Raw genomic sequence first — 26,395 nt, 5'->3', positions numbered from 1 at the left:
TAAAGAGGAATAGCTGTTCAGTATTTGCATATTGTAGTGTTAACATCATGAGGGAGATGGTTCGAATGAAAAGATCAGGTCCTTTTTTCCACGACGTGTCTCAGGAGAACCTTTATTTAAAATCAGAGCTATCAAGGTGCCATAAGCTAATTGCCGAACTTGAAGCAAGCTACTTCCATCAGAAAAATAACAAGCTTCTCAAAGAAAATAATGATATGAAAGAAAAACTCCAGCAGCTGTCTGCCGAATTAACACAAATGTCAACGAAGGAAAAACACGCCTCCCATACCAGCCAAACCCTGCACCAAATAAGAGCTGAACTGCTTGATAAAATCGTTGCTTTGCAGGAGCTTCTTTCTGCTGAAACCTATAAACGCAAAGCCGAAATAGAAGAAAAACATAAACTTCATATTGCTAATATCAAAATTGAAGAAGAAAATAAAAATCTTCATAAACGAATCAGCCATCTTCAGGCCTCTATTGAGCAGGAACAAGGCGCACTCCTTCAGGCAAAACAGCAAACCGAATTGATAAAAGCCGAAAATGGCCGTCTAAAAGAGCAAATGGTAGAAAAAGAATATCAGCTAAAACATATTAAAATAGAAGTTGATCATATGAAAGATCGAATCATAGAAACGAAAGAAAGGCTGCTCGAAATAGAAAAAACGAAAGAAAAATTATTTCACGAAACTATTATATCGTATAAACGGCAGCTTGATGAAAGCGATGCCTGGATTGCTTCTCATTTTGCCGATATTGATGGCGGCACGAAACAAAAAGAAAAAACGGCAGAAGAAACTCCAGCGGTCTACACGCAGCCAAATCATGTAGAAACCATACTTGATGATGTCACCAAGCAGATACATGCGCTTCAAAAACAGCTTGCCCGCGCCCAATCATCAGACCAAGCCATGAGCCATACAATCGAAGAGCTGAAAAACAGAGCCGCTGAAGAAAAGCCATATCAAAAGTGGGTATATAAGCTTAATCTTGAAAAAGAAAACAAACCTTCACAGAAAAAAACTCAATAAAAAAACTGCTTGAGCCATGCCAAGCAGTTTTTCTGTATCTTTATTCATTTGCTGATTCTGCAGATTCAGCTGATTCAATTTCGCCTTCTAAAATGTACTGACCGCGATACGGCTTTTTCACTTCCGGGTACATTTTAATTAAGCTTTGCATAAACGTTGTCATATTAGGGATTTCAAGACCGCTTTCTTTTTCAATCTCTTTTTGAAGCTCAGAGCTCTTAATCGCCGCATTGTGGCGTTTTAATGTTTTAATGGCAGCTTCACGCAGCTTAGCTGCTTTTGATCCCGGTCTTGCTGTCCCTCTTCTTCTTCGTGTTGTTCCGTCTGGTATACCGGCAGGAAGAGAGGAAATAGATTGAAGCTGAGGCTGAACAGACTGCTGCTGTGATTGCGGCTGATAGCTTCTGATTTCCTGAGCCGCAAGCTCAGCGAGAACCGGCAGAGAGTCAGGTTTTTTTTCAGAACGGAAATCCTTTTTGATTTCGGAAGGGCTTCCATTTCTGTCTAGCTCTCTTAATTTTGCGTATATTTTATCACGTTCAATTTGATATTCACGAATGACTTTCACTTCAGCTTCATTTAATTGTTCTAACCGCAAGCGCAAAGCTTCTCTTTCATTAAACATTCCTCAATGTACCCCCTATCAAAATTAACATCTTTAATTAAGATATTAGATTACAAAAGTAATTTTATCAACTATTATTTTATCATTTTACTATTATATTTACTCTATGAAAAATTCCTTATTTTCTGAAAATGTTTTATTTTTCAAAAGAGTCCTTTATTCACAAGGGATTGAGGGGCTTTCAAATTCATTTGGTATAATGTTGAAAATATATATATTACTTACTTCTTTAATGAAATTTAGTGTAATATCTACAATTTTCGAGTTATGGGATATGAAATTTATCTAAAATTGAGGAAAAACATCAAAAATGAGCTGTTTTTTTAGCGTATCAATCAAACAAATCATCATTTCCTATACCCAAATTTGGAAAAATAAGCTTCTTACTCTTCTTCGATTGCTTTCTTTCACAAATAAAAAAACCTGATGAGATCAGGTTTTTATGAAGAACTATTCAGATGCCTGTTCTGTTTCAGCCAGTACACGGTTCACACGTTTTTCAAGCATCTTCATACCGCTCCCGCCGGCTTGGAAGTGACGGAGCTGTCCTGTTTTATCAAACACATAGTATGCAGGCACATATTCATTTTCAAATGCATCGGTTAAAACATGATCACTGTCGACAAAAATCGGCTGAGTGATGTCATGTTCAGCAGCTACTTCTTTAATTTTGCCGAGGTCAAGATCATCTTCGGAACGAGGCATATGCACAGCTACAACGTTCAATTTATCTTGATATTTATCACGAAATTCATTCACTTGCGGCATCGCTTCTTTGCACAGATGGCAGCTGATGGACCAAAAATGAATAAGCGTCGGCTTTTCCCCGATCAATTGCTCTCTCGTTACTTCACCATTGAACCAAGCTTTTTCCCCAGTCAATTCAGGCATTGGCTGACGTAATTTCATTGCTTTTCCCTCCTATTAAACAGAAAGGCCTAACGAATATGTTAGACCCTTTTTCGTCCTTAGAAAGAATTAAAGTGTTTTTTGGCCTGGTTTCCAGTTAGCCGGGCAGAGTCCGCCAGTTTGCAGCGCTTGAAGAACACGAAGCGTTTCATCAACGTCACGGCCAATGTTGTTGTGGAAAACAGTTTGATATTGGAGCTCGCCTTCAGGATTGATAATAAACAATCCACGCAGGGCCACACCTTCTTCTTCGATTAAAACGCCATATTCACGGGATACCTCATGGTTTGTATCAGCAGCAAGCGGATATTTCAGCTGGCCAAGGCCGTTTTCTTTACGGTCTGTATTAATCCACGCCAAATGAGTATGGATTGTATCAGTTGAAACCCCGATGACTTCAGCATCAAGATCTTCGAATTCGTCATAGCGGTCAGACATTGCTGTGATTTCAGTCGGACAAACAAAAGTGAAGTCCATTGGATAGAAGAACAACACTGTCCATTTGTCGTTTTTCATGTTTTCCTCAAGACTTACTTTGCCAAATTCTTTACTTGCAAGGACTGCTTCCATTTCAAAACGAGGAGCCTGTTTACCTACCATACGTTCTGCCATATGTATCCCTCCAATTTATAGTTTGGCTTAAAAGCCGGACTCACATGAAAGTAAAGGATGTTTACCCATATTTCGTTAATAACATCACAATGCCCATTATATAGGAGCCGATTTTCAGAGTCAATTTTTAACAAATCTTGTATGTCTTTGGTTTCGATATTTTGGAATAAAGAGTTTAACATATTCATGTATAGGGTAACTCATCTCAATGTGCAGCAATCAATTCAGAAAAGGAGCTCCAACATGTATTTTATTAAACAATACGATTGGGCGGGACTGATTACAAATGCCGGTATTCTGCTCATTAAACTCGTCATTATGGTATTGCTCTATTTTATCGTTCGATCTTTAGGCATAAAAATCATTAAACATCTGTTTGCAAAATTCGAGGAGCAGCACAGCTTGTCTATCGGACGTGCACATACGCTCCGAAGCCTGACTCTTAACATATTTGCTTACATATTAATTTTTATATTCTTTGTCATGGTTCTTGATTTGTTCCATTACGATCCAAGTGCTCTTTTAGCGGGAGCAGGAATCGTCGGACTGGCTGTCGGATTTGGCGCCCAAGGACTTGTCAGCGACATTGTGACAGGTTTTTTTATATTGCTTGAAAAACAACTGGATGTCGGAGATTATATTACTGTTTCCACCTTTGACGGGATTGTTGAGCAGGTTGGCTTAAGAACCACTCAAATCCGCAGCTTTGACGGAACCCTGCATTATATCCCAAACAGAAACATTACAAACGTGAGCAATCATTCGCGGGGAACAATGCAGGCTCTGGTTGATATTAAAGTGCCGGCTGAAAGAAATATTGATGAAACGATTCACATTTTACAGCAAGTATGTGATGAGACAGCAGCCGCTCTCCCGCAAATAAAAGAAGGCCCTAATGTCATCGGAATTCAAGAACTGGGAACTTCTGAAATCGTGATCAGAGTCATTGCCAAAACAGAAAATATGGAACAGTGGCGGGTTGAGCGAGTGCTTAGAAAGGAAATAAAAACTGCACTTGACCGTGCTTTTCCTAAAGAAACAGAATAAATAAAAGAACCGAAGCTTTTTGCTTCGGTTTTTATTTACTGAATTCTGCTTTCAACTTCGCTGCAAATTTCTTCAGCAGTCATCCCGGAAGCTGTAATGACAGGTGCTTGTGTTACCGTATCGGCTATTCCTTGCACATTATTATCAAGACCTGTTACGACACAGCAGTCACAGCCTTTTGCATCGTCAGGGCTTTTCATCATTACAACGTCATATCCTTTTTCTTTTAATGCAGCTTCTACATCTGATAACGATTGCTCAATTCCAATTTTTTTAGCCATTATTGAACACCTCCGTTTACTAGAGTGCTCATTTTATGGAATTTTATTCTTTCATTTATACTTAATTGGCATAAACAGAAAAATAACCTGTCATGACGTTAACCGCTGTCTCTATCGCATTTTCATCGGGATTCAGCTTTGCGTGATGAAGCCCATGTTCAGAGTCAGCACCGAGCCAGAACATGAAGCCGGGATATTTTTTCAGCATGTAGCCAAAATCCTCTCCAGTCATTGCTTCTTTTGCTTCGATTACTGTTGCCAGTTGATGTTCAGCAACAAAAGACATAAATTCTTCTGTCAGTCCGTTCGTATTGTAAACTTGGTGATACACTGACGGGTATGTCACTTTCCCTTTGCAGCGGAACCCGATTTCGATTCCTTTCACTATATCTTCAATCCGCTCCTTTACCTTCTTCATTGATTCTTCAGAAAGCGTGCGGATCGTGCCTTCCAAGTGGGCCGTTTCCGCAATGATATTTTGTGCTGAGCCGCCGGTAATGGTACCAACTGTAATAACGGCACTGTCCAGCGGATCTGTGTTTCTAGAGATGATCGTTTGCAGCTGGGTGACAAGTGTGCTTGCGGCTACAACCATGTCCTCGGCCAAATGCGGATAGGCTGCATGTCCCCCTTTGCCTTCCAGATCGATGACAAGCTCTGATGTATTCGCAAAAAGAAGGCCGCTTTTTGTCGCGATAGTGCCTACTGGCAGCTCTGGAGCAATATGCAGCGCAGTGATGAAATCAGGCTTCCACTTTTTTAAAACGTCGCTCTCAAGCATTGGTTCCGCACCGCCAGGTCCTTCCTCTGCCGGTTGAAACAGAAAGAGCAAATCATGATTGACCGGATGGTGAACAAAATGGTCAATAATGCCGAGTGCAATCGTCATATGTAAATCGTGTCCGCAGGCGTGCATGTTACCGTGATGCTCTGATGCGAACGGAAGACCGGTTTGCTCTTCAATGGAAAGCGCGTCGATATCCGCTCTGTACGCCAGCATTTTTTCCGGCGCCGTTCCGTTGATCTTTACAAAAAGCCCTGTTCGCCATTTCTCAATTTCAATCCTGTCTTGCGGATATTGTTCCAAAACATTTAATAAATATTGCTGGGTTTTGAACTCCTGAAATCCAAGCTCCGGTATACGGTGCAGATCTCTGCGGATTGCGATGAGCTCCTCTTTCTTCATTTTCATTCCTCCTGCCTATACGAATAAGGCGTGGATATATTATCCACGCCTTTTTTATCAAACCATTCCTTACAGCTGGCGTAATTCCTGCTTGATTTCAGTTTTGCCTTTTGTTTTCTCATCAATGTCTTTGATTTTTTTAGCAGGTGTTCCTGCAACGACAGTGTATGGCTCAACATCGTTTACCACGATCGCGCCCGCAGCAACAACCGCTCCTTTACCTACTGTTACGCCTTCAAGCACAACAGCATTTGCGCCGATCACAACGTCGTCTTCAATGACAACCGGTTTAGCGGATGGCGGCTCAATAACGCCCGCAAGTACAGAACCCGCTCCAATATGGCAGTTTTTACCAACAGTAGCTCGTCCACCCAAGACAACGTTCATATCGATCATTGTGCCTTCGCCGATAACTGAACCGATATTGATAGAAGCACCCATCATGATGACTGCGTTATCACCGATTTCAACTTGGTCGCGGATGATCGCGCCCGGCTCGATACGCGCTTTGATATTTTTAAGATCAAGCATTGGAATCGCAGAATTGCGGCGGTCATTTTCAACCACATAGTCTTCGATTTTGCTTTGATTTTCTTCAATTGCTGTTTGGATTTCGCTCCATTCACCGAAAACGACACCAGTGTTTCCGTTGATAAAAGCTTTCGCAGATTCGCCGAAATTGATTCCTTCCAGCTCACCTTTCACGTAAACCTTTACCGGTGTAGATTTTGTACTATTTTGAATAAATGAAATAATTTCATTTGCGTCCATCATTTTCATATGTATAGTCCTCCTCCTGATTTTCTACCTCATTACTGTATCAAAGGAAAGATACAAAGACAAGAAAAAAAGGAACAGCGGCTTTAGCAGTTCCCAGTGGGTGAGTCAGACAGCGATTCCGCTTTTCTTTGCGAATTGTCTCCCGAACTCCATTAATTCTTCCTCTTCTTCACCTTCTGGATTATTTTCGATTTTTACCGAAGGCAGCACAATTTCGCCTCCGCGTTCTTTTATTTTTGCTTCGAGCGTATCAACTGCTCCACAGAAAAATTCATATGCTGTATCACCGGACCCGAATACGGCGCATGTTTTGCCGGAAAAATCAATCTCATCCATATCTTCAGCAAGGTCTAAAAATTCATCAGGCAGATCTCCGTCTCCCCACGTATAGGTTCCCATAATAATATGATCATAATCGTTAAACAACTGTGCATTATCAATATCTATCGCTTCAAAACGGTCCGCTTCCACTTCCGCCTCCTGAAGCCCCTTCTCAATCAAATCTGCCATCGCTTCAGTGTTGCCTGACATTGTTGCATAAACGAGCAAAATCTTCCCCAATTCCTTATTCCTCCTCTAATGAATCATTGCTGAAACTTCGTACGGCTGGACAAATTTACATTCATACAAGCCTGCACAAAAGAAATTCTCTTTCTGATTAGCCACTCTCCACCCATGCCCCTTAATGGTATCGAACCATTTTAACGCTCGGGCTTCGAGATCAGCCTGGTAAATTCTCGAATAACCATTTTCATCTTGCGTCGTTGTGACATATATAATTCCATCATCCTCTGAAATATCAAGAAATGATTCTTCTTTTCTGATCATGCTGGATTGTATGGTGAATTCTTCATCAGTCAAAATATTCCGTACAGTGACAGCACCGTGCTTTCCTTTCACAGACCCCGTCGCCGCCACTAACCAATTTTCATTGAACACAAGCATGGATGCCGTCATCCGGTTTTCTTCTTTCTTTACCATTTGGACAGTATCACGTTTAAAATCGTAAGCCCAAATGCCCCCAAAATATTCGTGTATTTGCGTGCCGATGAAAAGACTGCCGCCGTGCAGGCACAACGAACGGATTACAGGGGGGTTATCAAATTCCGCAAAAGGTTTGGCTACGCGCCATGAAACACCAAAATCATCCGATACATAAATGCAATGCTTGCCATGGGCACAGACAAATCCATCATTTCGGCCGGTAATCGCCCACACTGTTGCATTTGTCGGAAAGCTCGACATCGTCCAGGTTTTCCCTTCGTCAGACGAGCGAATGACCGTCCCCTTTTCACCGACGCCAAATAAGTAAGACCCTATGTAACTGATGCAATGAATTTTGCTTTTCAAACGAAAAAGCTTTCTCCAGCCCTGCTCCAAAGAATAATGAAAAATGCCTTCTCTTTGTACCGCCACAAAATAACCAGGAAATGCCGATGCCGTGACAGCAGTCGCTCCTTTATGAAACATGGATTTTTTCCTTGTTCATATAATCTGCCCATGCAAGAAAATCTCTCGCAAACGCTCGGCAGCTTTCCACATCTTCATCTGTTTCAGGCGCTAGTTCGATTTTCAATGTTTCCTGGTAAACGGCAGCCCCCGCCTCTTGCAACATGACACTGAACAAATTGACCGCTTCACAAAACTTCGGATAAGAATAATCTCCAGATCCGAAGCAGGCTGTTTTTAAGCCATTAAGCTGAAGCTGTTTGACCTCTTCAAAAAAATCTTCCGCTTCGTAAGGCAAATCGCCGTCGCCCCATGTATAGGTGCCAATCAGCACATAATCATAGGATGTCAAAGCAGACACATCCGCATCATCTATCTCGACACAATCGATATCCAACTCATATTCCTGAAGCGTTTCTTTTATAATTACGGCAATGTCTTCTGTATTTCCTGACATGCTGGCATATGTAATCAAGGCTTTAGCCATGTTATCACCTCATCAATTGATAATGATTTTCAATATCATATGTATCACTTTAACTGATAATGATTTTCATTGTCAATGTGTAAATAAAAAAAGACAGCACATCGCTGTCTTTAAAATGGATTTTCTTGATCCAGCATATCCTTTATCACTTGAACAAAAGCTTGAACTTGCTTCAGCTCAAAGGCAGGTTCATAGCCTAATAGCCATGTATCCCGTCCGATCGGATGCTCTTTCATGTCTAACAGAGGCATTTTATTGACTTTATCTTCGTTTTGAAGGGTAACAGACGGCAAAATGGCATAACCGATTCCGTGCAGCGCCATCTGTTTGCACGTTTCAATCTGATCAACCAATATCGTCTGTTTTGGCGACGTTTTAAATTTTTGATGCCACCAGTGCTGAATTTCCTGAAAATAAGTGCTGTCGCTTTTAAATTGGATAAACGGCCGTTCTGTATGGGCAATATCTTCGATGCAGGAAATTTCAGTGTCCACTAAATACAGGTGATCTGTCATTAAGTAATCTTTACGGCCCTTCCACTCTGGGTTGCCCCTAATAATGCCAATATGAACCTGATCCTCGTATAAGCTTTTCAGCATTTCGCTGCTCCAGCCCGTAATGAGTGAGACCTTTGCATTCGGATACTTTTCCACATACGTCTTTAAGACTTTAGGAAGCCAATGCTGGCCGATTATGGAGGCGACGGCAAGCTTCAGTGTGCCGTGAATTTCACCTTCAAGTTCATCAATATTTTCTCTTATTCTTTCCTGCTCTAACGTCACATCATTCGCAAACTGAATGATTTTCTCACCGGCCGGCGTTACCGTTAACCCTTTTTGGGATCTTAAAAAGATTTTTGTGCCCCACGCCTTTTCAATTGTTTGTAAGCGCTGAGATAAAGCCGGCTGAGATACAAAAAGCCGCTCCGCCGCCTTTCTCATATTTAACTCCTCAGCTAAAACTACGAGCATATGAAGCTCTTGAAGCTGCATGTCGTCCTCCTTTTCATGATCAATAAGTTTTTCTTATCTCCCATTCTAATCAAATCTTTGTTTCTGATTCAAGCCCTATTCTGGTTTAAATTATGTATGCGCTTTCTTTCTTGATCTGGGGATATAATAAAAATAGGCCGTGAAGCCTACTTGTTCAATGAGCGTATATGCTTATTCAATTCCTTTAAAACCACTCTTCTCGTAAAAATTCCTTCAAACACCTGCTCATCATTTTCAACACAAACAAATCCGTTATTAATGACCATGCCGAACCCCTTCATAATCGGATCATTTATATGGAGGCGCGGAATATCAGTCAGCATGACTTCCTCGACAGTAATCTGGTCAAGCTTTTCAAACTCGATTCGCTCAAGCCCAAAAATGCTGTTCATGATCATATTTGTACCGATTAAACCATGTAAACGATAGGAAGGATCAAGAACCGGGATGGCTGTGTATCCGGTTTTTGTCAGCACTAATAATGCGTGCTCAAGGTTGTTGCCGACTTGAACGTGCGCTACTTTGTCCGCCTCAATCATAAATTGTCCGACTGTTGCCTCAAGAAGCTGGTCTGATTGTAAGCTTATCATGTTTTCGACCCCTTTTCATTTTCCTCAACAATACATTCCCTATATTACAATAATATAAACTTTATCAGTATTTGTCGAAAAGTTTCGTTTCAATAAAAAAGATACTCTTTGAGCGAGTATCAATTATAGGGTGCTCCATTAATTTTCAAATCGAAATCGGTCGTATAGCGTTACAAGTTTTTTGTAGGTGGTTCCGTCAACGTTTTTGGTTCCTGTCTCTATATCGTTGATCTCACTGCTTAATAGCTCGATGGCATACTCATGGTTGATCAGGATATTCAGCAGAAGTTTTTGTTCTTCTTCTGTAAATCGTTCACCGATAAGACTCATTCGCAATCAGGCCCCCTGTTTTATACTGAATACCTCTGAAAGCAAGACAACTTACTTTCAGCTCTACCGCTAGAATAAGTAATCAGAAAACAAACGTCAACCGCATAATTCGACATTTCCCTTGGCTTTTCAGCCGGAATTATTTTGTGAAACGATTTGCATAGCTGAAGGCAGTGTATGAATCCGGTTTTATTTTTGCCTCAATCCCCATGGAAGTGATACGTCCTGTCATTTCTTGAATTAGTTCTTTTGTAAGCCCTTTTTTCCCAATATCCAAGTGAACCTCAAAGGTAAGATCCGCCCCCTCACCGGTAAAGGGCAGGAGCAGATCGGTAATATCCATTAAGTGCCCATCAAGAATATGAGCGGCCGTTTCTTGGCTGTACGCCGTTTCTAACGAAATCTTCTCCCGAAGGCTATGTATGGGTCTGTCGACTGTATGATTTTTCAAGCAGCCCCAAGCTCCCTTGCCTGTACGATGCAAATGCAATGCGGTAATAAACTTTGTGTAATCGCGGTACACTTGTGAATCGGTTCCGATCGATAACACATAAGAAGAACGGGGGTCCTTTCGAACAAAGGCTTTAAGCCGTTCCATCACATCTTGAAAGGTCATCTGTGCTTCTGAAAGATTATAAAACAGAAAAGAATCAGCCATAGCGACACTCCTTTTCAAAATTTACAACCATGAAACAAGTATGTTCCTTACCGTTTATTTCGATTACTTTTGCAAAAGCGGAAGCTTGTTCCCACTATTTCAGGAATCTTACTGAAGAAGTTCAAAGATTTCGATGGAAACCATGTCGATATTATCAAACGGATATGTGTTAGGTTTTTCACCTTTTTGGAAAACCGTCAATTCAAACGTTTGATTTTTTTCGAAATATTTAACACTGCATATTTTCTCACCATTTACTTCGAAATAACGCTGCATTGGCTCGTTAGCCGCTTCCGCTGTTTCTTGCAGACTTTGCAGCCGTGTGATGATACCCATTAATTGTGACATTCTAAAAAAAGACTCCTTTCAAAAAGCAACTTCAAATCAACAAGTATTTATTATAATACAAGTTCTATTGAGCATCATACCATAAAGTCGGACAGGATGGCATTTTCACTGCTGAATTTAAGAAAAGAAAAAAAGTGAAAAAACTATTTTTTATTAGTTTGAGGCTTTTTTTGAATGTCATGCACACAATTATGATTTTTTTTGGTATGCCCGCAGAGTCAGGAAAGCTTTTTTTTTGCAATTTCATCAAAATCTTCTTTTGAAATTTTGCAATATGTAATGATTCAGAGTGAACATCTCGCCGCATTTGCCGTCTAATATCTCTTGCACAGCCGTGCAGCATTGGTACGGGTGTTCGGGCGCTGAAAGAACATTTTGTTCCTCCCATTGTTCAACGTTTTCCCCTAGTTAGGTTTATTGTTTTATTGATTGTCTTATGCTTTGGCAAATAAAAAAACTTGGCGGGGGTAGCGCCAAGCTTTTTCGGATCTTGATCTGATAGAGGGGTTGGGGAACAGAGAGTAGCTTCTCTCTATAATTAAATGATAATGATTCTCAGTATCAATGTCAATCGTTTTTTGATATTTTTTTCAATTCATAAAAAAAAACGGCCTTTCAGCCGCTTAAATCAATCCATCCTGCTCATATAAATAAGAATAGGGCAAGTCTATAAATAAATACATCTGATCATCCATCGGATACGAAAACGTTCTGATCATTTCACCTGTTTCCAAATCACTGTACAGATCACTGAAAAACCCTTTTCTGAGATTTCTCATTCTCATAATGTTCTCCAGGAAATAAGGACGCCAGCTCCAATTCTTTTCCGCGTATTCCGGCTGGTAAATCCATTCTCCATCTTGTTTAAACACATTTCCCGTCAGCTGATCGCCTTCTCCATCACACATGTAAATTCTAAAGCTGCAATCGGTCAGCTCTTCCGCCAGCTTTTTAATAAAGTCATCATCAGAAGACAGGTTGTTTTTTCTCAAAGATGTCACCGCTTGATGAACCCGTCTGTAAAACTGTTCAGAGTGTTCATAGACGGTTTCAAGCTTCTTTTTCTCATGTGTGATAAATTGGTGAAATTCAGTTTTAAGTCTTTGTTTCAATACATCTCTCTCTAGAAACGTTTCAGACGGAGACAACAAGTAATAGCCCTGAAAATAGCGGCCTCCGTTTCTCCAAGCGTACTGAAGCTGGAAGTTCGCCTCAATGTCTTCATACAGCAGCGCAGCACCGATTTTTCTCGCTAGTAAAGATATGCTATATAGCACATGCTCATATGACGGTGACGGCTGTGATACTTTCAGCGCCTGCAAATCGATTTTTAACAGATCTGGCGAAAGTAATGCAATTCTGTCCAGGTTGCTGCTTTCTTTTCCGATATTATCAACTGCAATTTTAATTCCGTATGTACGATAGTAGGCAAGCATATGGTAAAGCTGCTCAATATCCCCTTCAAAATTGTGCTCCGTAATTTCAAGCACGAAACGATGAAGTTTAATTCCTTTCGCTTCATATTCTTTCAGAAGCTCCAGAAAGCTTTCGCCGTGATCAAGCATCAGCAGATTGGCATCCTGATTCATAAAAATCAGCAGATCAGAATCGGCCTCTAAAAAACGGTCTAGAGCCTGGCGGATAATTCTGTTATCCACCTCTAATTTATATTCTTCGGGTATTCCCCCATCTAAAAAGAAGGGTCCGAGACTTTGAATTTCCGAATCTGCCATTATACGCCCCAGCACCTCATACCCGACGATTTTCTGCTCCTCGGCACTGAAAATCGCCTGGTAATATGGGAGGACATCATCAATGTTCGTTAAAATATCAAGTGGATCCAACATGTTATCACCTGCTTCTCTATCTTTGTCTGATTATACCACATTGAATCCAAAGTTTAATATGCTTTAAAACGGATAAGGATTCAGCCATTGCCCCCCATCCAGAGTGACACATTCTCCATTCATATAGGAAGCTTCATCAGAAAGCATAAACGCTGCCAAGGCGGCGATTTCCTCCGGCGTGCCGAGCCGGCCGAGCGGCACACTGTTTAGCGTGCGAGCCATCGCTTTTTCTGATTCAAATAGCTTCTCCGCACCGCCTGTTCGTTCAATCGGACCGGGTGCAATCGCGTTTGTGCGGATTCCGTATTGGCTCCCCCACTCCACGGCCAAGGTTCTTGTCAGTGACAATACCCCTGCTTTGGCTGCAGCGGAATGAACGACCCCCGCTCCCGCTCCCCAAGCGTATGTGGCGGCCATATTTAAAATGACGCCCTTCTTCTGCTGCTCGATCCAATACCTTGCCGCAGCTTGGCTGCAAAAAAATGTGCCGTTTAAAACAATCTCAATAACGGCTTTCCATCCATTGGGCGTCAGCTTTTCTGCCGGGCAAATAAAATTTCCGGCCGCATTATTGATCAGCGCATCAAGCCGGCCAAAGGCTCTTATCCCTTCTGTAATCATGTCTGAAGCAGCGGAATCAGAGCGGACATCCATTTGAAAACAAGTGACCTGCCCCTCAAAGGTCTCAATTTCTCTTTTCGTTTCCTCAAGTGCTTCCTGGTTCCGTCCTGTCACCATGACGTGCCAGCCTAATTCAGCCTGTTTTTTTGCCATTGCTTTTCCCATGCCGCTTGACCCGCCGGTAATAATAACCGCTTTTTTTTCCATGTTTCTCCCTCCCGTTATGAATGAGTGTTCATTCAATATTATTCTATCATTATATGCCTGCTCTGTCAGTACATGCTGATATGAGATTTTTTCAAGATACAGATGCTATAATAGAAAAACTCTATTAAAGGTTGGTTTGAAATGAAAAAGATGTCCAGAAGGCAATTTCTGAAAGGAATGTTCGGCACTCTTGCTGCCGGGGCTTTAACAGCTGGCGGAGGATACGGCTATGCCAGATATCTGGAGCCGCATATGATCGAGACAACCGAACACACAATAAAAAGCTCTCTCATCCCGCACGGATTTGACGGTTTTAAAATCGTGCAGTTCAGTGATACACACTTGAGTGATTATTTTACTCTTGAAGATTTAAAAACTGTCATCCTATCAATTAATGAATCTAAACCTGATCTCATAGTTTTTACAGGGGATATCATCGATAATCCTAATACGTACCAGCAACACCAGGCAGTCATTCCATTATTGAGAAAACTACATGCTCCCTTCGGCAAGCTTTGTATTTACGGCAATCATGATCACGGAGGCTATGGAACTGCTGTTTACAAAAGCCTGATGACGGCTGGCGGTTTTACGGTATACCGCAATGGTTATCAAACATTGTCGCTTGCAGATGGCAGTGAAATCGAGATTGCATCGCTTGATGACTTAATGCTCGGAAACCCAGATTATGAAGGCATCCTATCAAGGCTAAGCGACAGACTTTTTTCCATTCTGCTCGTCCATGAACCTGATGCAGCCTTAAAAACAACAGGATATCCGGTGAATCTTCAGCTTTCCGGCCATACACACGGCGGCCAGATTCAGCTGCCTTTTTACGGACCGATCATTACGCCTCCATATGGAAAAGTCTACATAGAAGGAATGTATCAAACAGGCAGCACTCATATTTATGTAAACCGCGGCCTCGGGATGACCAGACTGCCTTTGCGGTTTCTAGCCAAGCCTGAAATCACTGTCTTTACCTTAAAAAGCACAAATTAATGTAGCAGGATGGGCTCCTTATCAATACTTATAAGTAAAAAAGGAGGATGAGGAAACTGCTTACGTACCAGGTGAAGCAAGGTGATACACTGAACAGCATCGCGGCTGATTTCAGAATCAGCACCGCTGCGTTACTCCAGGCTAATCCGTCACTGCAGGCAGGGCTCACAGCAGGACAGTCCATAGTCATACCCGGCCTGCCGGACCCTAATACGATTCCGTATCATATCGCAGTCTCAATCGGAGCGAAGACCCTTACGCTGTTCCAAAACAATCGGGTAATGAAAACCTACCCCATCGCCGTTGGTAAAATACTGACGCAAACGCCCACTGGCGAGTTTTATATTATTAACCGCCAGCGCAATCCCGGCGGCCCATTTGGCGCTTATTGGCTGAGCCTTTCAAAGCAGCACTACGGAATACACGGGACGAATAATCCCTCTTCGATTGGTAAGGCTGTTTCTAAAGGCTGCATTCGCATGCATAACAAAGACGTAATCGAACTCGCTTCAATTGTGCCAAACGGAACAAGAGTCACTATTAACCGGTAATGTTTTCTTATTTGTTTCAAAAACAGGCGGTTTATAATATGATAAAGTGGGACCTTTAGGGTAAGGAGCGTTTTTATGGATATATTTAAAAATCGTAATTTTGTTCGCCTATTTTTCGCAGCACTCGCTTCTCAAATGGGCACGACAGTAGGCAACATGGCCTTTGCTTTTTTCTTGCTGGACCGCTTCAGCAGCCAGCCTTCATATACGACCTTGGCGGAGCTGATGTATTCTCTCCCGACCGTATTTGTATTTTTGATCGTAGGAGTTGTCGCGGACCGGTTTGACAGAAAAAAGGTAGCGGAAAACTGTGATTGGATCAGAGCCGGCCTGACTGTCGTTCTTTTTTTCACTTTATTTACCGGCAATATTCCTCTTGTTTTCTGTATTTTATTTGTCAGAAGCGCTGTAACGAAGTTTTTCTTTCCGGCAGAAAACAGTTTGGTACAAGCCATCCTGCCGAAGGAGCATTATGCGAAAGCGGCAGGGCTTAACCAGATGCTTTTTAGTATTTTCATGGTGTTCGGAGTCGGAATTGGCGCTGTTATGTACAACACCATCGGTATTGAAGGCGCCATTATTCTTGATTTTGTCAGCTTTATCATTTCCGGGCTGCTGATCCGCAGCTGCCGGATTCCGAAAGAAGCCCGACAGCCAAACGGCGCATTCAGCTGGAGAAAAACTTCTGTTAAAGATTCAATAAATGATTTTAGGGAAGGTATTCTCTATATTTTTAAAAACAAACTGCTGGCATCTCTTATATTCGGTTTCTTCATTTTCGGATTTGTCAACGGAGGATTCGCCGTATTGCCAATGTTTACAATGAAATACGGATTGGCGCCTGACCGTTATGAGTGGCATACGTCGGTATTTACGATCGCACTCGGGTTTGGGCTGCTGGCGGGAAGTGTAATCGGCACGATCATCTCTAAAAAAGTGAAGCCGCATTTTTTAATGTCGATACCGATTTTCATTGCAGGCTTGCTGATTTTCGTTCTCGGCTACACGAATATTTTATGGGTGTACTATGCGGCAGCTTTTGCCCTGGGAATGTGCATTGGACCGATCAACATTGCAATCGGAGGATGGATGCCAAAGATTGTTCATCCAAAGCTGATGGGACGTGTAAGCGGCTTGCAGGACCCTTTTATGATGTTTGCACAGTCTTTAACACTCGGCTTAGTTGCGCTGTTATTCCCTAAGTTCGTTTCAAACATTGATTATCTTTATTACGGCATGGGCGTTATCATCCTGCTTGTTTTTATTTTTTATTTTGTTGCACTGCCAAAATACAGCGCACAGGCTGTGGAAGTGAATGTTCAGGAAGCATTTCAAGAGCAACCGAAAAAGAAAGCAAGATCTGTATAATATACGTTAAAAATGCGCTTTTTTTCTCAGAAAAAAGCGCATTTTTACATTCAATATTTGCATTTCAACTTTAAAAAAGTATAATCTAATCATATAGAATTTGATAAGAGCAAAGGAGAGAAATAATGGACGACCATGCATATACGAAAGATCTGCAACCAACCGTAGAAAATCTTTCAAAAGCAGTTTACACTGTGAACCGCCATGCAAAAACCGCCCCCAACCCTAAATACCTATACCTGCTGAAAAAACGGGCTTTGCAAAAGCTTGTCAAAGAAGGTAAAGGAAAGAAAATAGGGCTTCATTTTTCAAAAAACCCAAGGTTTAGCCAACAGCAATCGGACGTGCTTATTTCAATCGGAGACTACTATTTTCACATGCCTCCAACTAAAGAAGACTTCGAACATCTTCCGCATTTAGGTACACTTAATCAATCGTACCGAAATCCTAAAGCTCAAATGTCTTTAACAAAAGCGAAACACCTGTTGCAAGAATATGTCGGCATGAAAGAAAAACCGCTTGTGCCAAATCGCCAGCAGCCAGCTTATCATAAACCTGTTTTTAAAAAGCTTGGCGAGAGTTACTTTTAAAATAAAAACAGCCGTGCCACTCAGGCATCGGCTGTTTTTATTTATTCGATGACATACGTATCCACTTTTTTAATCAAGTCACTGATCTCAGGCTTGCTGATTTGCTCATCTGCGCCAACGACTTCTCCGCGGTGACGCAAATCATCTGTAATTAACGATGAGAAAATCATAACCGGTACGTCTGAGCTTTTCGGGTTTTCCTTCAGCAGCTTTGTGAGCCTGTGTCCGTCCATTTTTGGCATTTCAATGTCAGTGATAATCATATCAATCTGTTCTGATAAATCAGTTTCATTTTCAGCAAGGTTCATAATGTAGTCATATGCCTCTTTTCCGTTTTCAAACGAAGAAACATTGTTGTACCCTGCTTCTTTTAGCTCATCCTGCAAGAGGCGCATCAAGAGCGGTGAGTCCTCTACAATGATAAGCTTTTTATCAGCTCTTCTTTCATCGAAGCCCTCGGTATGCATATTGTACGTATCCACACCTGAGTCTGATTCGATGTCATAAATAATTTTTTCATAGTCAGGCAAAAAGATCATTAGGTCTTCGAGCTTAATAATTCCGGTAAGGTGCCGCTCCATTCCTTGATTTAATGATGTGGGCTTTTCAATTGCTTCCCAGGATACTCTGTGAATTTGAGAAACAGAGCCGACATGGAAAACAATTTTCCGTTTATTAAATTCAGTCACGATATATTTCTCGTCTTTTGATCCCTCAGGCTCAACTCCAAAAAATGAGAAGAGGCTGATCACAGGGAGAATTTCTCCTCTGAGCTTAATCATTCCTTCTACATGCTGATGGGAGTGAGGCACTGATGTCACCTCGACTGGCTGAATAATTTCCCTTACCTTCATGACGTTAATTCCGAAAGCATTATCGCCTACGCCATACTTCACAATTTCTAATTCATTTGTACCAGAATCCAATAAAATTTCGTATTGTTGTAACGACACTTCAATCCCTCGCTATTCGCATTCAGTATTGTACTGTATATATCGGCGTAAATTGTAAAAAGTGAATGGCATGGCTCTTCAAAATCGATTCTGGGAGCGTCAAGCCGCGGTTCTTTAAAAAAGAAACTTTTTTCCTAATAACCATTGACTTTCCAACTAACAGTGATAAAATAGTCAAGGATTTTTCCAAAGAAGGGTGTAAATAATGGGTACCTTAGTAATATTTAAAGAAAATGAAATGACTGTTTTAGAAGATATCAGTGAAGAGACTTACCTGCATATGAAGAAAGAATCAGCTGACCTTCAAGAAGAGCATCCATCGTATATGATTTGGCACGAAGACCTTCATTTTGATTATGGTTATTAATGAAATTGGCACATATAAACAATAATAGAACATGATACAATAAAGACAATCAAATCGCTGGTTGTCTTCTTTTTTTCTGAAAAGAAAGGTATGTTTAGAAAAAAGGCGCATACAATCGAAATATATCGGCTAAAAAGGTGACAAATGATCAGCTAGTGGTAAAATAGGATAAACTCATTATATTTGTTAAGGTGATGAATTATGGAACATTTGCTGAATCCGAAAGCAAGAGAGATTGAAATTTCAGGAATACGCAAATTCTCAAATCTTGTAGCTCAACACGAAGACGTAATTTCACTTACAATCGGCCAGCCTGACTTTTTCACGCCGCATCACGTGAAAGCTGCCGCAAAAAAAGCCATTGATGAAAACGTGACGTCATATACTCCGAACGCCGGCTACCTGGAGCTGAGACAAGCTGTGCAGCTTTATATGAAGAAAAAAGCGGATTTTAACTATGATGCTGAATCTGAAATCATCATCACAACAGGTGCAAGCCAAGCCATTGATGCTGCATTCCGGACGATTTTATCTCCCGGTGATGAGGTGATTATGCCAGGCCCGATTTATCCAGGCTATGAACCTATTATCAATTTGTGCGGCGCCAAGCCTGTCATTGTTGATACTACGTCACATGGCTTTAAGCTTACTGCCCGGCTGATTGAAGATGCTCTGACTCCTAACACTAAGTGTGTCGTGCTTCCTTATCCGTCAAATCCTACTGGCGTGACTTTATCTGAAGAAGAACTGAAAAGCATCGCTGCCCTTTTAAAAGGCAGAAATGTCTTCGTATTGTCTGATGAAATATACAGTGAATTAACATATGACAGACCCCATTACTCCATCGCAACCCATTTGCGAGATCAAACAATTGTCATTAACGGCTTGTCAAAATCACACAGCATGACCGGTTGGAGAATTGGATTTTTATTCGCACCGAAAGACATAGCAAAGCACATTTTAAAGGTTCATCAATACAATGTGTCGTGTGCGTCATCCATTTCTCAAAAAGCCGCCCTTGAAGCTGTGACAAACGGCTTTGACGACGCCCTAATTATGAGGGAACAATACAAAAAACGTCTGGACTATGTGTATGACCGTCTTGTTTCCATGGGACTTGACGTCGTGAAACCGTCTGGCGCGTTTTATATCTTCCCATCTATTAAATCATTTGGAATGTCTTCTTTTGATTTTAGTATGGCTCTTTTGGAAGATTCAGGTGTGGCACTCGTGCCGGGCAGCTCATTCTCAAAGTATGGTGAGGGATATGTGAGGCTGTCTTTCGCATACTCGCTGGATACGCTAAGAGAAGGCCTGGACCGCTTAGAATTATTTGTATTAAAAAAACGGGAATCAATGCAGACGATAAACAACGGCGTTTAAGCCGTTGTTTTATTTTTTCGGAAATGAAATTTTAAATGCTGTGCCTTTTTCCGGCTGGCTGTCAACGTGGATGACTCCCTGATGATTTTCGATAATATTAAATGTCACCATCAGTCCAAGCCCCGTGCCTTTTTCTTTTGTCGTTAAAAATGGTTCTCCAATCCGGTTCAGCACCTTTTCAGGTATGCCTTCCCCTTCATCTTTGACAGTGACATGAACAGAATGCTCATCCTCAGTTATGATAATGTCTACTGTTCCCCCGTCAGGCATTGATTCAACTGCATTTTTAATTAAATTAATGAATACCTGCTTTAATTGGTTTTGATCCCCGTTTATATAAATGCTGTCATTTTCATAGCTTGTTCTGATAAAAATACCATTTAAATTTGCCTGTGTTTCTAACAGGGCCGAGACCTCACCAATTAATTTTTTCAAGTTCAAATATTCTTTAACGGCATTTTGCTGGGGTTTCGCCAGCATAAGCAGTTCACTGAGTATTAGTTCGATACGGCTGAGTTCAGAAAAGACAATATCAAAGTAATGTTCATTTCCTTCCATCGTCGGTTTCATCAGCTGCAAAAATCCTTTGATCGCCGTCAGCGGGTTGCGGATTTCATGGGCGATTCCCGCCGCGAGCTGCCCTGCTATTGATAATTTTTCCGATTTCAGCATCAATTCTTCTGTTTGTTTTCTCTCAGAAATGTCCCGAAGAATGACTTGGACAGCCGCTTCTCCAAAAAAGGTCGTCGGAATGCAGACCATCTCCGTATAGATGACCCTGTTCTGGAAGGTGAACCATGATTGCTTGACAATTTCTGATTGTGTTTTTTGCTCGGCGATGTTTTGGATTCTTTCTTTTACATCCTCATGATCGCAAGGATGCAGCTGATCAAATATGTTTTTGCCAATTAAATCTTCATAGGTAGCCGCTTCAAACAGGGATATTCCCGACTCATTCATAAACACCCATTTTCCATTATGAATCACCGCAATGGTATCGATTGAATTTTGAATCAGCAGCTGATATCGTTCACGGCTTTTTTGCAGGATGGTTTGGAATTTTTTCCTTGAAGAGATATCGATCAGCAGCAGCAGCTCAGCCTGCTGTTTTTTGTAGACGGTCGGGGACGCTTTCACTTCTAAATGAACAGGTGTGCCATCAAGCCTTTTCCACGTCTGTTCAATCATTCCAACTTCCATTCCTTTTTGCATTCGTATAATCCTGTTTTTCACGATATCATGATATTCTTCTTCAATAAATTCATAGGACCATTTGCCAATAATAGCATCCTTGCTTTTCGCTCCCAGCATTGAAAGCATCGCACTGTTTACATAGACGATCTTGCCTTTGACACTGATGCATAGCGGACTCGGAAGATTTTCAACTAACCGTTCATAATCATCCGTTATATATGTAGTCGATTCCGGGCTTGCAGGCTCAATTTCATGTTTTTCGAAGTTTAGGGATTGATGGCCTGTTTCTTCTTCAAGAACCTTCATTTTCAGAATGATTTCCCGTTCTGTCCGCTCAGCTCTTGTCGTAACGATTTCTACCGCAGCCTCCACCCACACAATCGTATGATCTTTTTTAATAATACGAAAGGTGCATGGCATCAGATGATGTTCATTATAAAAATAGCTTTCAACTAAAAATTGGTCTTCCTCATGCAAAAACGTTTTGAGGAATGATCCGATCATCTCTCCTTGGAGATAGCCTAAATGCAGTTTAGAGTTGGCAGATATATAAATGATGCGTCCATTAGAGGCCAAGACTGCATGAATATCGGTTTTTGTTTGAAATGGTTTAACATGCTGCGTATCCTGTTCCACAGAATCCCTCCTTTGCATGATCATCGTATTTCGACATATACAGATTGACTTTTACCTAGTATGATTCGCTAGAAAATGAGTATTCTCCTTCTATTCTTATGGTGAACGTCAATTTTTGAATAAAAGAAAGGGCACACAACCTTTCAGTTGTGCACCCTGTTTTTTTATTTTTTACTGTGTTTCTTTTCGAGCTCTGCGTAAGCATGTATAGCTCTTTTGGCAATAATTTTATTGATCTTATCATCATCATCTACTGATGGAACAACAACACTAAAAGCCACTTTTGGATTTTTCGACGGGTAATAACCGACAAAAGTAAGGTTGTATGTGCTTTTCCCCCACCAATTACGATTCGTGCCGTAGTAAAATGTTTCCGCTGTTCCCGTTTTTCCTGATACGTCTTCTGTAAACGTATTTTTAGCTGTCCCTGAAGAAGTGACTAATTTCATACCTGTTTGCACTTGCTTCAAATCACTCTCTGAATTGTTGATCTTATTTAGCACTTTAGGTTTTCTATGTTCAATCGCCTTACCAATCTGGTCTTTTTTTCCTGGCTTATGAATACTTGTGACGATTCTAGGCTGCACACGATAGCCTCCATTGGCGATTACTGAGATGTACTGGGCCATTTGAAGCGGTGTGTATGTATCGTATTGACCGATTGCCAAGTCTAAAATTAATCCCCCTACAGTTTCAGGTGTGGTTTGCATACCAGCTGATTCCTGAGGCAGGTCAATACCTGTCTTTACCCCTAGGCCAAACTGGCTGTAATAGTTTCTCATTTTCAGTAAATCCTTCTGATCAGCCGGAAGAGACCCATGCGGCTTGTATGTTACACCCGCAATATGCATGGCAACATTAAACATATATACGTTAGAACTTTTTTGCAGAGCGGTTAATTCATTGATCGTTCCCATATTGGTATAAGATTTTTTTATGAGATTTGTTCCTAAATACATTGGAGCATCGAGAAAATATTTATAGTGCGGAATTCCGTCCTGATAACCGGCAAGCACTGTGGCACCCTTTACTGCTGAACCCATTTCATATTGGGTTGTAAATGCCCCTATCGCATAATCTTGAATTTTGTTTGTTTCTAAATCTATCTTTTTTCCTGCCATGGACAAAATATCGCCGTTATTCGGGTCCATCATCACGACAAAGGCTCTGTCAAGCATATAGTTTCCGCGTGCACGGCTGTTTCTCACTTCTTCTTCAATGATCTTTTCCACTTCTGCCTGAAGCTCCATGTCAAAAGAAAGCTGAAGATCGTATCCCCTGCTGCCTTTATCAATGGTTTTTTGGCTGACGACATTCCCTTTATTGTCTTCTACGTATTGCACTTTTTCCTTTTGGGAATTTAAATAGTCTTCATATTGATACTCTATATAACTTTTCCCCACCCTGTCATTATTCGCATAGCCTCTTGTTAAGTAGAAATCTTTCCGGTCGCTCAGCAGGCCTTGATCAGGTGTCGTGACGCCGCCGAAAACGGAATAGAGGGTTTTGTCATAAGGATATTTTCGTGTCCAATCGTTTACGATGTCGATTCCCGGAAGCTCTTCTAAATGCTCAGAAACAATTGAAATTTCATCATATGTTAAATCATTTTTTGGTCGTTGCGTGGAGCTTTTCTTCTCATCAAGCAATGTTCCGTTTTTTCCATTGCTGTTGCTTTCATTTGGATTCATCGCTTTTACGATTTGAGGTTCGTAAGCATTTCCGCTTGAAAACCTTGTATAAATCGCAGCGATTTCCATTTCTTCGTTATCTTGCTGAATCGCCTTCAATTCTTGATCCGGTACACGCTCAATTTGAAGCTTGTAAGCCTGGGCCCCTTTCAAATTGCTTTCAGATTCCTTGAGCAGAGCGGCGGCTTTTTTCGGATGAGATGCGAGCCAGTAATCACGCAAATCTCTTTCCTTCAAAAATTCGGTATCAATATGAATTAAAGCAGCAAGCCGCTTCGCTGTTTTGATTTTGTCTTCTGTTTTTGTGCTCGATGTTGAAACATACACAATTTCAGGCACGCTCTGGTTATCGACAGCCACTTTCTGGTTTCTGTCGTACATCTTCCCTCGAGGCGCCGGATAGTACGCTGTTTTTGCATTTGCTTTCTCAGCGTTTTCTTCATGCTGTTCACCTTCAACAATTTGAACAACGCCAAGCTTAAAGATTAATGCAGTGAATAGAACAAAGACAGCAAGGAAAAAAAGGTTCATTCTGATTGCCCTGTTTCCTTTGCTTTTTTTCTTTGGTTCACGTCCTATTTCAGTCACTTCTGGTTACCCCTCTCAAATCATTCAATATATTTACATATACTGAGATTAATTGTAACACCTTTGTAACAGTTGTTACAGCAAAAAAGGATAAAAAAAGCTGTCAATATAAAAACACATTAAAATATAACTAACGATTCAAATAAAAGGAAGCTATGTAACTGTACGATAATATCATGAAATACAGCTGATTCCCTTCACTTCAGCGGTTTAACGCATATTGGTTACGAAAATGACAATCTCTCTTTGTCAAAGGAAAGTAATGGATACTTTATGACAAAAAAGCTATGTTATGATTTTTTTGTAGAAACAAACAACTCTAGGAGGTTATGAACTAATGAAGAAAGCATTTATTTTATCTGCTGCCGCTGCGGTTGGATTATTCACATTCGGGGGCGTACAGCAAGCATCAGCGAAAGAACTCTCCTGCCAGCATGTGGTAACAGTAAAAACAGGGAATACAGTACAAAACATGTCTCTTAACGATGTAGTGAAAAAGCTGCATATTAACACAAATATTAAAACATTAAATGCTGCAAACGAAAAAGAGATCAAGCAGCTTCTTAAAAAACATGCGAAGCAATCTAACATGAACATTCAGGATGTTCAAAAGACAGACACTGCAAAACCTGCGCAAAAAACTACAGAAAAAGCAGCTGAAAACACTGCTTCTAAAGCACCTGCAGCTACTGAACAAAACGCTGCTTCTAAAGCACCTGCAGCTGAAAAAACAAACACAACAACATCTGCACCTTCATCTGTAAGTGCATATGAGAAAAAAGTTGTTGAGCTTACAAATGCAGAAAGACAAAAACAAGGCTTAAAACCGCTTCAAATTGATGAAACGTTAAGCAAATCTGCACGAGCAAAATCTCAGGATATGAAAGACAAGAATTACTTTGATCACCAAAGCCCAACTTACGGCTCACCGTTTGACATGATGAAATCTTTCGGAATCAGCTACAAAACAGCAGGTGAAAACATTGCTAAAGGCCAAAAAACACCAGAAGAAGTAGTAAAAGCTTGGATGAACAGTGAAGGACACAGAAAAAACATTCTAAACCCTAACTTTACTCACATCGGTGTAGGCTACGTTGAGTCTGGAAGCATCTGGACACAGCAATTCATCGGAAAATAATAAAAAAAAGATTGCCTGTTTCGTACAGGCAATCTTTTTTTATTTCACCCAGAGCTTATATATACTCTGTGTTCCGCTGTTTTCTTCGCCTTGTGCAGCGAGCTTGTCATATAAGGATTTTGCAAGCGACAAGCCTGGCATTTCTTCTCCCATTAATTCCGCTTCCTCTAGCGCAATTCCCATATCTTTAATAAAATGTTTCACATAAAAACCTGGTTCAAAGTTGCCTTGCAGCATACGGGGAGCAAGATTTGATAATGACCAGCTTCCGGCTGCGCCCGTTGTGATGCTTTTCAGGACATTTTCCGGCTGCAGGCCTGATTTTTGAGCATATGCCATCGCTTCAGCAACACCGATCATACCAGCTGCGATTGCAATCTGATTACACATCTTGGTATGCTGGCCGCTTCCAGCCTGTCCTTGATACTGAATGTTTTCTCCCATTAAAGAGAAAATCGGCATGCAGGCTTCAAATGCTTCTTTTTCTCCTCCAACCATAATTGCGAGTGTTCCGTTTTGCGCGCCGATATCTCCGCCGGAAACAGGGGCATCTAAAGCGAACAATGATTTTTCTTTAGCCGCTTCAGCAATCTTCTTCGCAAGTGAAGGTTTAGATGTCGTCATATCAATGAGATATGCGCCTTCTTTTGCGTTTTCAATAATTCCGTTGCTTCCGAAATACACTTCTTCAACATCACTGGGATAGCCGACCATTGTAATGATAACGTCCGCTTCTTTTGAAAGATCTTTGACCGTTTCTTTCCATACCGCGCCTTTTTGCAGTATGCTGTCTGCTTTTTCTTTTGTCCGGGTGTACACCAAAACAGGATGGCCGTCATTGAGAATATGTGACGCCATGCTTTTTCCCATCACTCCAAGGCCGATAAAACCAATTGTTTTCTTCAAGGTCATTCCTCCCAGATGTTTCGTTTTG

The 26,395-nt window shown here is 41.1% G+C and carries 30 protein-coding genes; 9 read left to right on the top strand and 21 right to left on the bottom strand.

What is annotated here, in order from left to right; translation table 11 throughout:
• Nucleotides 1-65: 65 nt before the first annotated feature.
• On the top strand, nt 66-1,031 hold the full coding sequence (locus GYO_RS30055) for a coiled-coil domain-containing protein (RefSeq protein WP_014113629.1): 966 nt from the start codon (nt 66-68) through the stop codon (nt 1,029-1,031).
• A 40-nt stretch (nt 1,032-1,071) separates the two neighbouring features.
• Here the strand turns inward: GYO_RS30055 and rok are convergent, their stop codons facing one another.
• The 3 genes from rok to ahpA all read right to left on the bottom strand — a co-directional run bounded on the left by rok (nt 1,072) and on the right by ahpA (nt 3,177).
• Nucleotides 1,072-1,656 carry a transcriptional regulator Rok gene (gene rok / locus GYO_RS30050; protein WP_014113628.1) on the bottom strand — a complete coding sequence of 195 codons (585 nt, stop codon included), beginning with the start codon at nt 1,654-1,656 and terminating at the stop codon, nt 1,072-1,074.
• A gap of 450 nt (nt 1,657-2,106) precedes the next feature.
• Nucleotides 2,107-2,565, bottom strand: coding sequence for a thiol-disulfide oxidoreductase YkuV (ykuV, locus tag GYO_RS30045; RefSeq protein ID WP_014113626.1), 459 nt, complete (start codon nt 2,563-2,565; stop codon nt 2,107-2,109).
• Nucleotides 2,566-2,634: 69 nt separating this feature from the next.
• The gene (gene ahpA / locus GYO_RS30040; protein WP_003245371.1) at nt 2,635-3,177 is read right to left on the bottom strand and encodes a biofilm-specific peroxidase AhpA; all 543 of its coding nucleotides are present in this window, start codon (nt 3,175-3,177) and stop codon (nt 2,635-2,637) included.
• A gap of 243 nt (nt 3,178-3,420) precedes the next feature.
• Here ahpA and mscT point away from each other — a divergent pair, with 243 nt between their 5' ends.
• A complete protein-coding gene (gene mscT / locus GYO_RS30030; RefSeq protein WP_014113625.1) occupies nt 3,421-4,224 on the top strand; it encodes a small-conductance mechanosensitive channel protein MscT in 804 nt (267 codons plus the stop codon).
• 35 nt (nt 4,225-4,259) lie between these two features.
• Here mscT and GYO_RS30025 read toward each other — a convergent pair whose 3' ends face one another.
• The 14 genes from GYO_RS30025 to fadH form a co-directional block, all read right to left on the bottom strand.
• The gene (locus GYO_RS30025) at nt 4,260-4,505 is read right to left on the bottom strand and encodes a YkuS family protein (protein WP_003218684.1); all 246 of its coding nucleotides are present in this window, start codon (nt 4,503-4,505) and stop codon (nt 4,260-4,262) included.
• A 61-nt stretch (nt 4,506-4,566) separates the two neighbouring features.
• Nucleotides 4,567-5,691 (bottom strand): N-acetyldiaminopimelate deacetylase, encoded by a 1,125-nt coding sequence (locus GYO_RS30020; RefSeq protein WP_014113624.1) that lies wholly within the window; start codon nt 5,689-5,691, stop codon nt 4,567-4,569.
• Nucleotides 5,692-5,760: 69 nt separating this feature from the next.
• Entirely contained in the window at nt 5,761-6,471 is a 711-nt protein-coding gene (gene dapD / locus GYO_RS30015; RefSeq protein ID WP_003218680.1) for a 2,3,4,5-tetrahydropyridine-2,6-dicarboxylate N-acetyltransferase, read from the bottom strand.
• Between the two features lie 105 nt (nt 6,472-6,576).
• Nucleotides 6,577-7,032, bottom strand: coding sequence for a flavodoxin (locus tag GYO_RS30010; RefSeq protein WP_014113623.1), 456 nt, complete (start codon nt 7,030-7,032; stop codon nt 6,577-6,579).
• Nucleotides 7,033-7,047: 15 nt separating this feature from the next.
• The gene (locus tag GYO_RS30005; protein WP_014113622.1) at nt 7,048-7,941 is read right to left on the bottom strand and encodes a hypothetical protein; all 894 of its coding nucleotides are present in this window, start codon (nt 7,939-7,941) and stop codon (nt 7,048-7,050) included.
• Entirely contained in the window at nt 7,931-8,407 is a 477-nt protein-coding gene (locus GYO_RS30000; RefSeq protein ID WP_014113621.1) for a flavodoxin, read from the bottom strand. The genes GYO_RS30005 and GYO_RS30000 overlap by 11 nt, the downstream gene beginning before the upstream one ends.
• A 110-nt stretch (nt 8,408-8,517) precedes the next feature.
• Nucleotides 8,518-9,399: a transcriptional regulator CcpC gene (gene ccpC, locus GYO_RS29995; protein ID WP_014113620.1), complete on the bottom strand. Its 882-nt coding sequence runs from the start codon at nt 9,397-9,399 to the stop codon at nt 8,518-8,520.
• A gap of 146 nt (nt 9,400-9,545) precedes the next feature.
• A complete protein-coding gene (gene cbpB, locus GYO_RS29990; RefSeq protein WP_003218674.1) occupies nt 9,546-9,989 on the bottom strand; it encodes a cyclic-di-AMP-binding protein CbpB in 444 nt (147 codons plus the stop codon).
• A gap of 138 nt (nt 9,990-10,127) precedes the next feature.
• Entirely contained in the window at nt 10,128-10,325 is a 198-nt protein-coding gene (gene abbA / locus GYO_RS29985) for an AbrB antirepressor AbbA (RefSeq protein WP_010886502.1), read from the bottom strand.
• 133 nt (nt 10,326-10,458) lie between these two features.
• Complete coding sequence (locus GYO_RS29980) at nt 10,459-10,977, bottom strand: ribonuclease H-like YkuK family protein (protein ID WP_003218672.1); 519 nt, start codon at nt 10,975-10,977, stop codon at nt 10,459-10,461.
• Between the two features lie 108 nt (nt 10,978-11,085).
• The gene (locus tag GYO_RS29975; RefSeq protein ID WP_003218671.1) at nt 11,086-11,325 is read right to left on the bottom strand and encodes a YkuJ family protein; all 240 of its coding nucleotides are present in this window, start codon (nt 11,323-11,325) and stop codon (nt 11,086-11,088) included.
• Nucleotides 11,326-11,389: 64 nt separating this feature from the next.
• Complete coding sequence (locus GYO_RS43910; RefSeq protein ID WP_162470378.1) at nt 11,390-11,713, bottom strand: hypothetical protein; 324 nt, start codon at nt 11,711-11,713, stop codon at nt 11,390-11,392.
• 235 nt (nt 11,714-11,948) lie between these two features.
• Nucleotides 11,949-13,172: an EAL domain-containing protein gene (locus GYO_RS29965; RefSeq protein ID WP_014113618.1), complete on the bottom strand. Its 1,224-nt coding sequence runs from the start codon at nt 13,170-13,172 to the stop codon at nt 11,949-11,951.
• A 63-nt stretch (nt 13,173-13,235) separates the two neighbouring features.
• Entirely contained in the window at nt 13,236-14,000 is a 765-nt protein-coding gene (gene fadH / locus GYO_RS29960) for a 2,4-dienoyl-CoA reductase (RefSeq protein WP_014113617.1), read from the bottom strand.
• A 141-nt stretch (nt 14,001-14,141) separates the two neighbouring features.
• On the opposite strand from fadH, the gene GYO_RS29955 reads away from it, so the two are divergent.
• The 4 genes from GYO_RS29955 (at nt 14,142) to GYO_RS29940 (ending at nt 17,511) form a co-directional block, all read left to right on the top strand.
• The gene (locus GYO_RS29955) at nt 14,142-15,002 is read left to right on the top strand and encodes a metallophosphoesterase (RefSeq protein ID WP_014113616.1); all 861 of its coding nucleotides are present in this window, start codon (nt 14,142-14,144) and stop codon (nt 15,000-15,002) included.
• 56 nt (nt 15,003-15,058) lie between these two features.
• Entirely contained in the window at nt 15,059-15,553 is a 495-nt protein-coding gene (locus tag GYO_RS29950; protein ID WP_072182876.1) for a L,D-transpeptidase family protein, read from the top strand.
• A gap of 75 nt (nt 15,554-15,628) precedes the next feature.
• Nucleotides 15,629-16,921 carry an MFS transporter gene (locus tag GYO_RS29945; protein WP_014113614.1) on the top strand — a complete coding sequence of 431 codons (1,293 nt, stop codon included), beginning with the start codon at nt 15,629-15,631 and terminating at the stop codon, nt 16,919-16,921.
• A 125-nt stretch (nt 16,922-17,046) separates the two neighbouring features.
• On the top strand, nt 17,047-17,511 hold the full coding sequence (locus tag GYO_RS29940; RefSeq protein ID WP_003232406.1) for a YkyB family protein: 465 nt from the start codon (nt 17,047-17,049) through the stop codon (nt 17,509-17,511).
• Between the two features lie 41 nt (nt 17,512-17,552).
• Here GYO_RS29940 and cheV read toward each other — a convergent pair whose 3' ends face one another.
• Nucleotides 17,553-18,464 carry a chemotaxis protein CheV gene (gene cheV / locus GYO_RS29935; protein WP_014113613.1) on the bottom strand — a complete coding sequence of 304 codons (912 nt, stop codon included), beginning with the start codon at nt 18,462-18,464 and terminating at the stop codon, nt 17,553-17,555.
• A 205-nt stretch (nt 18,465-18,669) separates the two neighbouring features.
• On the opposite strand from cheV, the gene GYO_RS29930 reads away from it, so the two are divergent.
• Nucleotides 18,670-18,831, top strand: coding sequence for a protein YkzT (locus tag GYO_RS29930; protein WP_003218655.1), 162 nt, complete (start codon nt 18,670-18,672; stop codon nt 18,829-18,831).
• Nucleotides 18,832-19,032: 201 nt separating this feature from the next.
• Nucleotides 19,033-20,214 carry an aminotransferase A gene (locus GYO_RS29925; protein ID WP_003218653.1) on the top strand — a complete coding sequence of 394 codons (1,182 nt, stop codon included), beginning with the start codon at nt 19,033-19,035 and terminating at the stop codon, nt 20,212-20,214.
• Between the two features lie 9 nt (nt 20,215-20,223).
• Here the strand turns inward: GYO_RS29925 and kinA are convergent, their stop codons facing one another.
• Both kinA and GYO_RS29915 read right to left on the bottom strand, forming a co-directional pair.
• Nucleotides 20,224-22,044 (bottom strand): sporulation histidine kinase KinA, encoded by a 1,821-nt coding sequence (gene kinA / locus GYO_RS29920; RefSeq protein ID WP_014113611.1) that lies wholly within the window; start codon nt 22,042-22,044, stop codon nt 20,224-20,226.
• 164 nt (nt 22,045-22,208) lie between these two features.
• Nucleotides 22,209-24,323 (bottom strand): peptidoglycan D,D-transpeptidase FtsI family protein, encoded by a 2,115-nt coding sequence (locus GYO_RS29915; RefSeq protein WP_014113610.1) that lies wholly within the window; start codon nt 24,321-24,323, stop codon nt 22,209-22,211.
• Nucleotides 24,324-24,660: 337 nt separating this feature from the next.
• On the opposite strand from GYO_RS29915, the gene GYO_RS29910 reads away from it, so the two are divergent.
• Nucleotides 24,661-25,461, top strand: a complete 801-nt coding sequence (locus GYO_RS29910) for a CAP domain-containing protein (RefSeq protein WP_014113609.1) — start codon at nt 24,661-24,663, stop codon at nt 25,459-25,461.
• Between the two features lie 39 nt (nt 25,462-25,500).
• Here the strand turns inward: GYO_RS29910 and GYO_RS29905 are convergent, their stop codons facing one another.
• Nucleotides 25,501-26,367, bottom strand: coding sequence for an NAD(P)-dependent oxidoreductase (locus GYO_RS29905; RefSeq protein WP_014113608.1), 867 nt, complete (start codon nt 26,365-26,367; stop codon nt 25,501-25,503).
• Nucleotides 26,368-26,395 lie beyond the last annotated feature (28 nt).

This window comes from Bacillus spizizenii TU-B-10 (genome assembly GCF_000227465.1).
In the GTDB taxonomy this organism is placed as follows: Bacteria; Bacillota; Bacilli; order Bacillales; family Bacillaceae; genus Bacillus; species Bacillus spizizenii.
Note: the sequence above shows the minus strand (reverse complement) of the source record. Positions and strands in the feature narration are given on the sequence as shown.

Excerpts from the sequence above, each read along its gene's own strand:
- GYO_RS30020 (WP_014113624.1), bottom strand. The coding sequence starts at position 5,691 with ATGAAGAAAGAGGAGCTCATCGCAATCCGCAGAGATCTGCACCGTATA.
- ahpA (WP_003245371.1), bottom strand. The coding sequence starts at position 3,177 with ATGGCAGAACGTATGGTAGGTAAACAGGCTCCTCGTTTTGAAATGGAA.
- GYO_RS29925 (WP_003218653.1), top strand. The coding sequence starts at position 19,033 with ATGGAACATTTGCTGAATCCGAAAGCAAGAGAGATTGAAATTTCAGGA.
- ykuV (WP_014113626.1), bottom strand. The coding sequence starts at position 2,565 with ATGAAATTACGTCAGCCAATGCCTGAATTGACTGGGGAAAAAGCTTGG.
- mscT (WP_014113625.1), top strand. The coding sequence starts at position 3,421 with ATGTATTTTATTAAACAATACGATTGGGCGGGACTGATTACAAATGCC.
- GYO_RS29940 (WP_003232406.1), top strand. The coding sequence starts at position 17,047 with ATGGACGACCATGCATATACGAAAGATCTGCAACCAACCGTAGAAAAT.
- GYO_RS29965 (WP_014113618.1), bottom strand. The coding sequence starts at position 13,172 with ATGTTGGATCCACTTGATATTTTAACGAACATTGATGATGTCCTCCCA.
- GYO_RS29930 (WP_003218655.1), top strand. The coding sequence starts at position 18,670 with ATGGGTACCTTAGTAATATTTAAAGAAAATGAAATGACTGTTTTAGAA.
- GYO_RS30005 (WP_014113622.1), bottom strand. The coding sequence starts at position 7,941 with ATGTTTCATAAAGGAGCGACTGCTGTCACGGCATCGGCATTTCCTGGT.
- cbpB (WP_003218674.1), bottom strand. The coding sequence starts at position 9,989 with ATGATAAGCTTACAATCAGACCAGCTTCTTGAGGCAACAGTCGGACAA.
- GYO_RS29975 (WP_003218671.1), bottom strand. The coding sequence starts at position 11,325 with ATGTCACAATTAATGGGTATCATCACACGGCTGCAAAGTCTGCAAGAA.
- GYO_RS30055 (WP_014113629.1), top strand. The coding sequence starts at position 66 with ATGAAAAGATCAGGTCCTTTTTTCCACGACGTGTCTCAGGAGAACCTT.
- dapD (WP_003218680.1), bottom strand. The coding sequence starts at position 6,471 with ATGAAAATGATGGACGCAAATGAAATTATTTCATTTATTCAAAATAGT.
- GYO_RS30025 (WP_003218684.1), bottom strand. The coding sequence starts at position 4,505 with ATGGCTAAAAAAATTGGAATTGAGCAATCGTTATCAGATGTAGAAGCT.
- GYO_RS29910 (WP_014113609.1), top strand. The coding sequence starts at position 24,661 with ATGAAGAAAGCATTTATTTTATCTGCTGCCGCTGCGGTTGGATTATTC.
- GYO_RS30000 (WP_014113621.1), bottom strand. The coding sequence starts at position 8,407 with ATGGCTAAAGCCTTGATTACATATGCCAGCATGTCAGGAAATACAGAA.
- GYO_RS29980 (WP_003218672.1), bottom strand. The coding sequence starts at position 10,977 with ATGGCTGATTCTTTTCTGTTTTATAATCTTTCAGAAGCACAGATGACC.
- fadH (WP_014113617.1), bottom strand. The coding sequence starts at position 14,000 with ATGGAAAAAAAAGCGGTTATTATTACCGGCGGGTCAAGCGGCATGGGA.
- GYO_RS43910 (WP_162470378.1), bottom strand. The coding sequence starts at position 11,713 with ATGGGAGGAACAAAATGTTCTTTCAGCGCCCGAACACCCGTACCAATG.
- rok (WP_014113628.1), bottom strand. The coding sequence starts at position 1,656 with ATGTTTAATGAAAGAGAAGCTTTGCGCTTGCGGTTAGAACAATTAAAT.
- ccpC (WP_014113620.1), bottom strand. The coding sequence starts at position 9,399 with ATGCAGCTTCAAGAGCTTCATATGCTCGTAGTTTTAGCTGAGGAGTTA.
- GYO_RS29945 (WP_014113614.1), top strand. The coding sequence starts at position 15,629 with ATGGATATATTTAAAAATCGTAATTTTGTTCGCCTATTTTTCGCAGCA.
- GYO_RS29955 (WP_014113616.1), top strand. The coding sequence starts at position 14,142 with ATGAAAAAGATGTCCAGAAGGCAATTTCTGAAAGGAATGTTCGGCACT.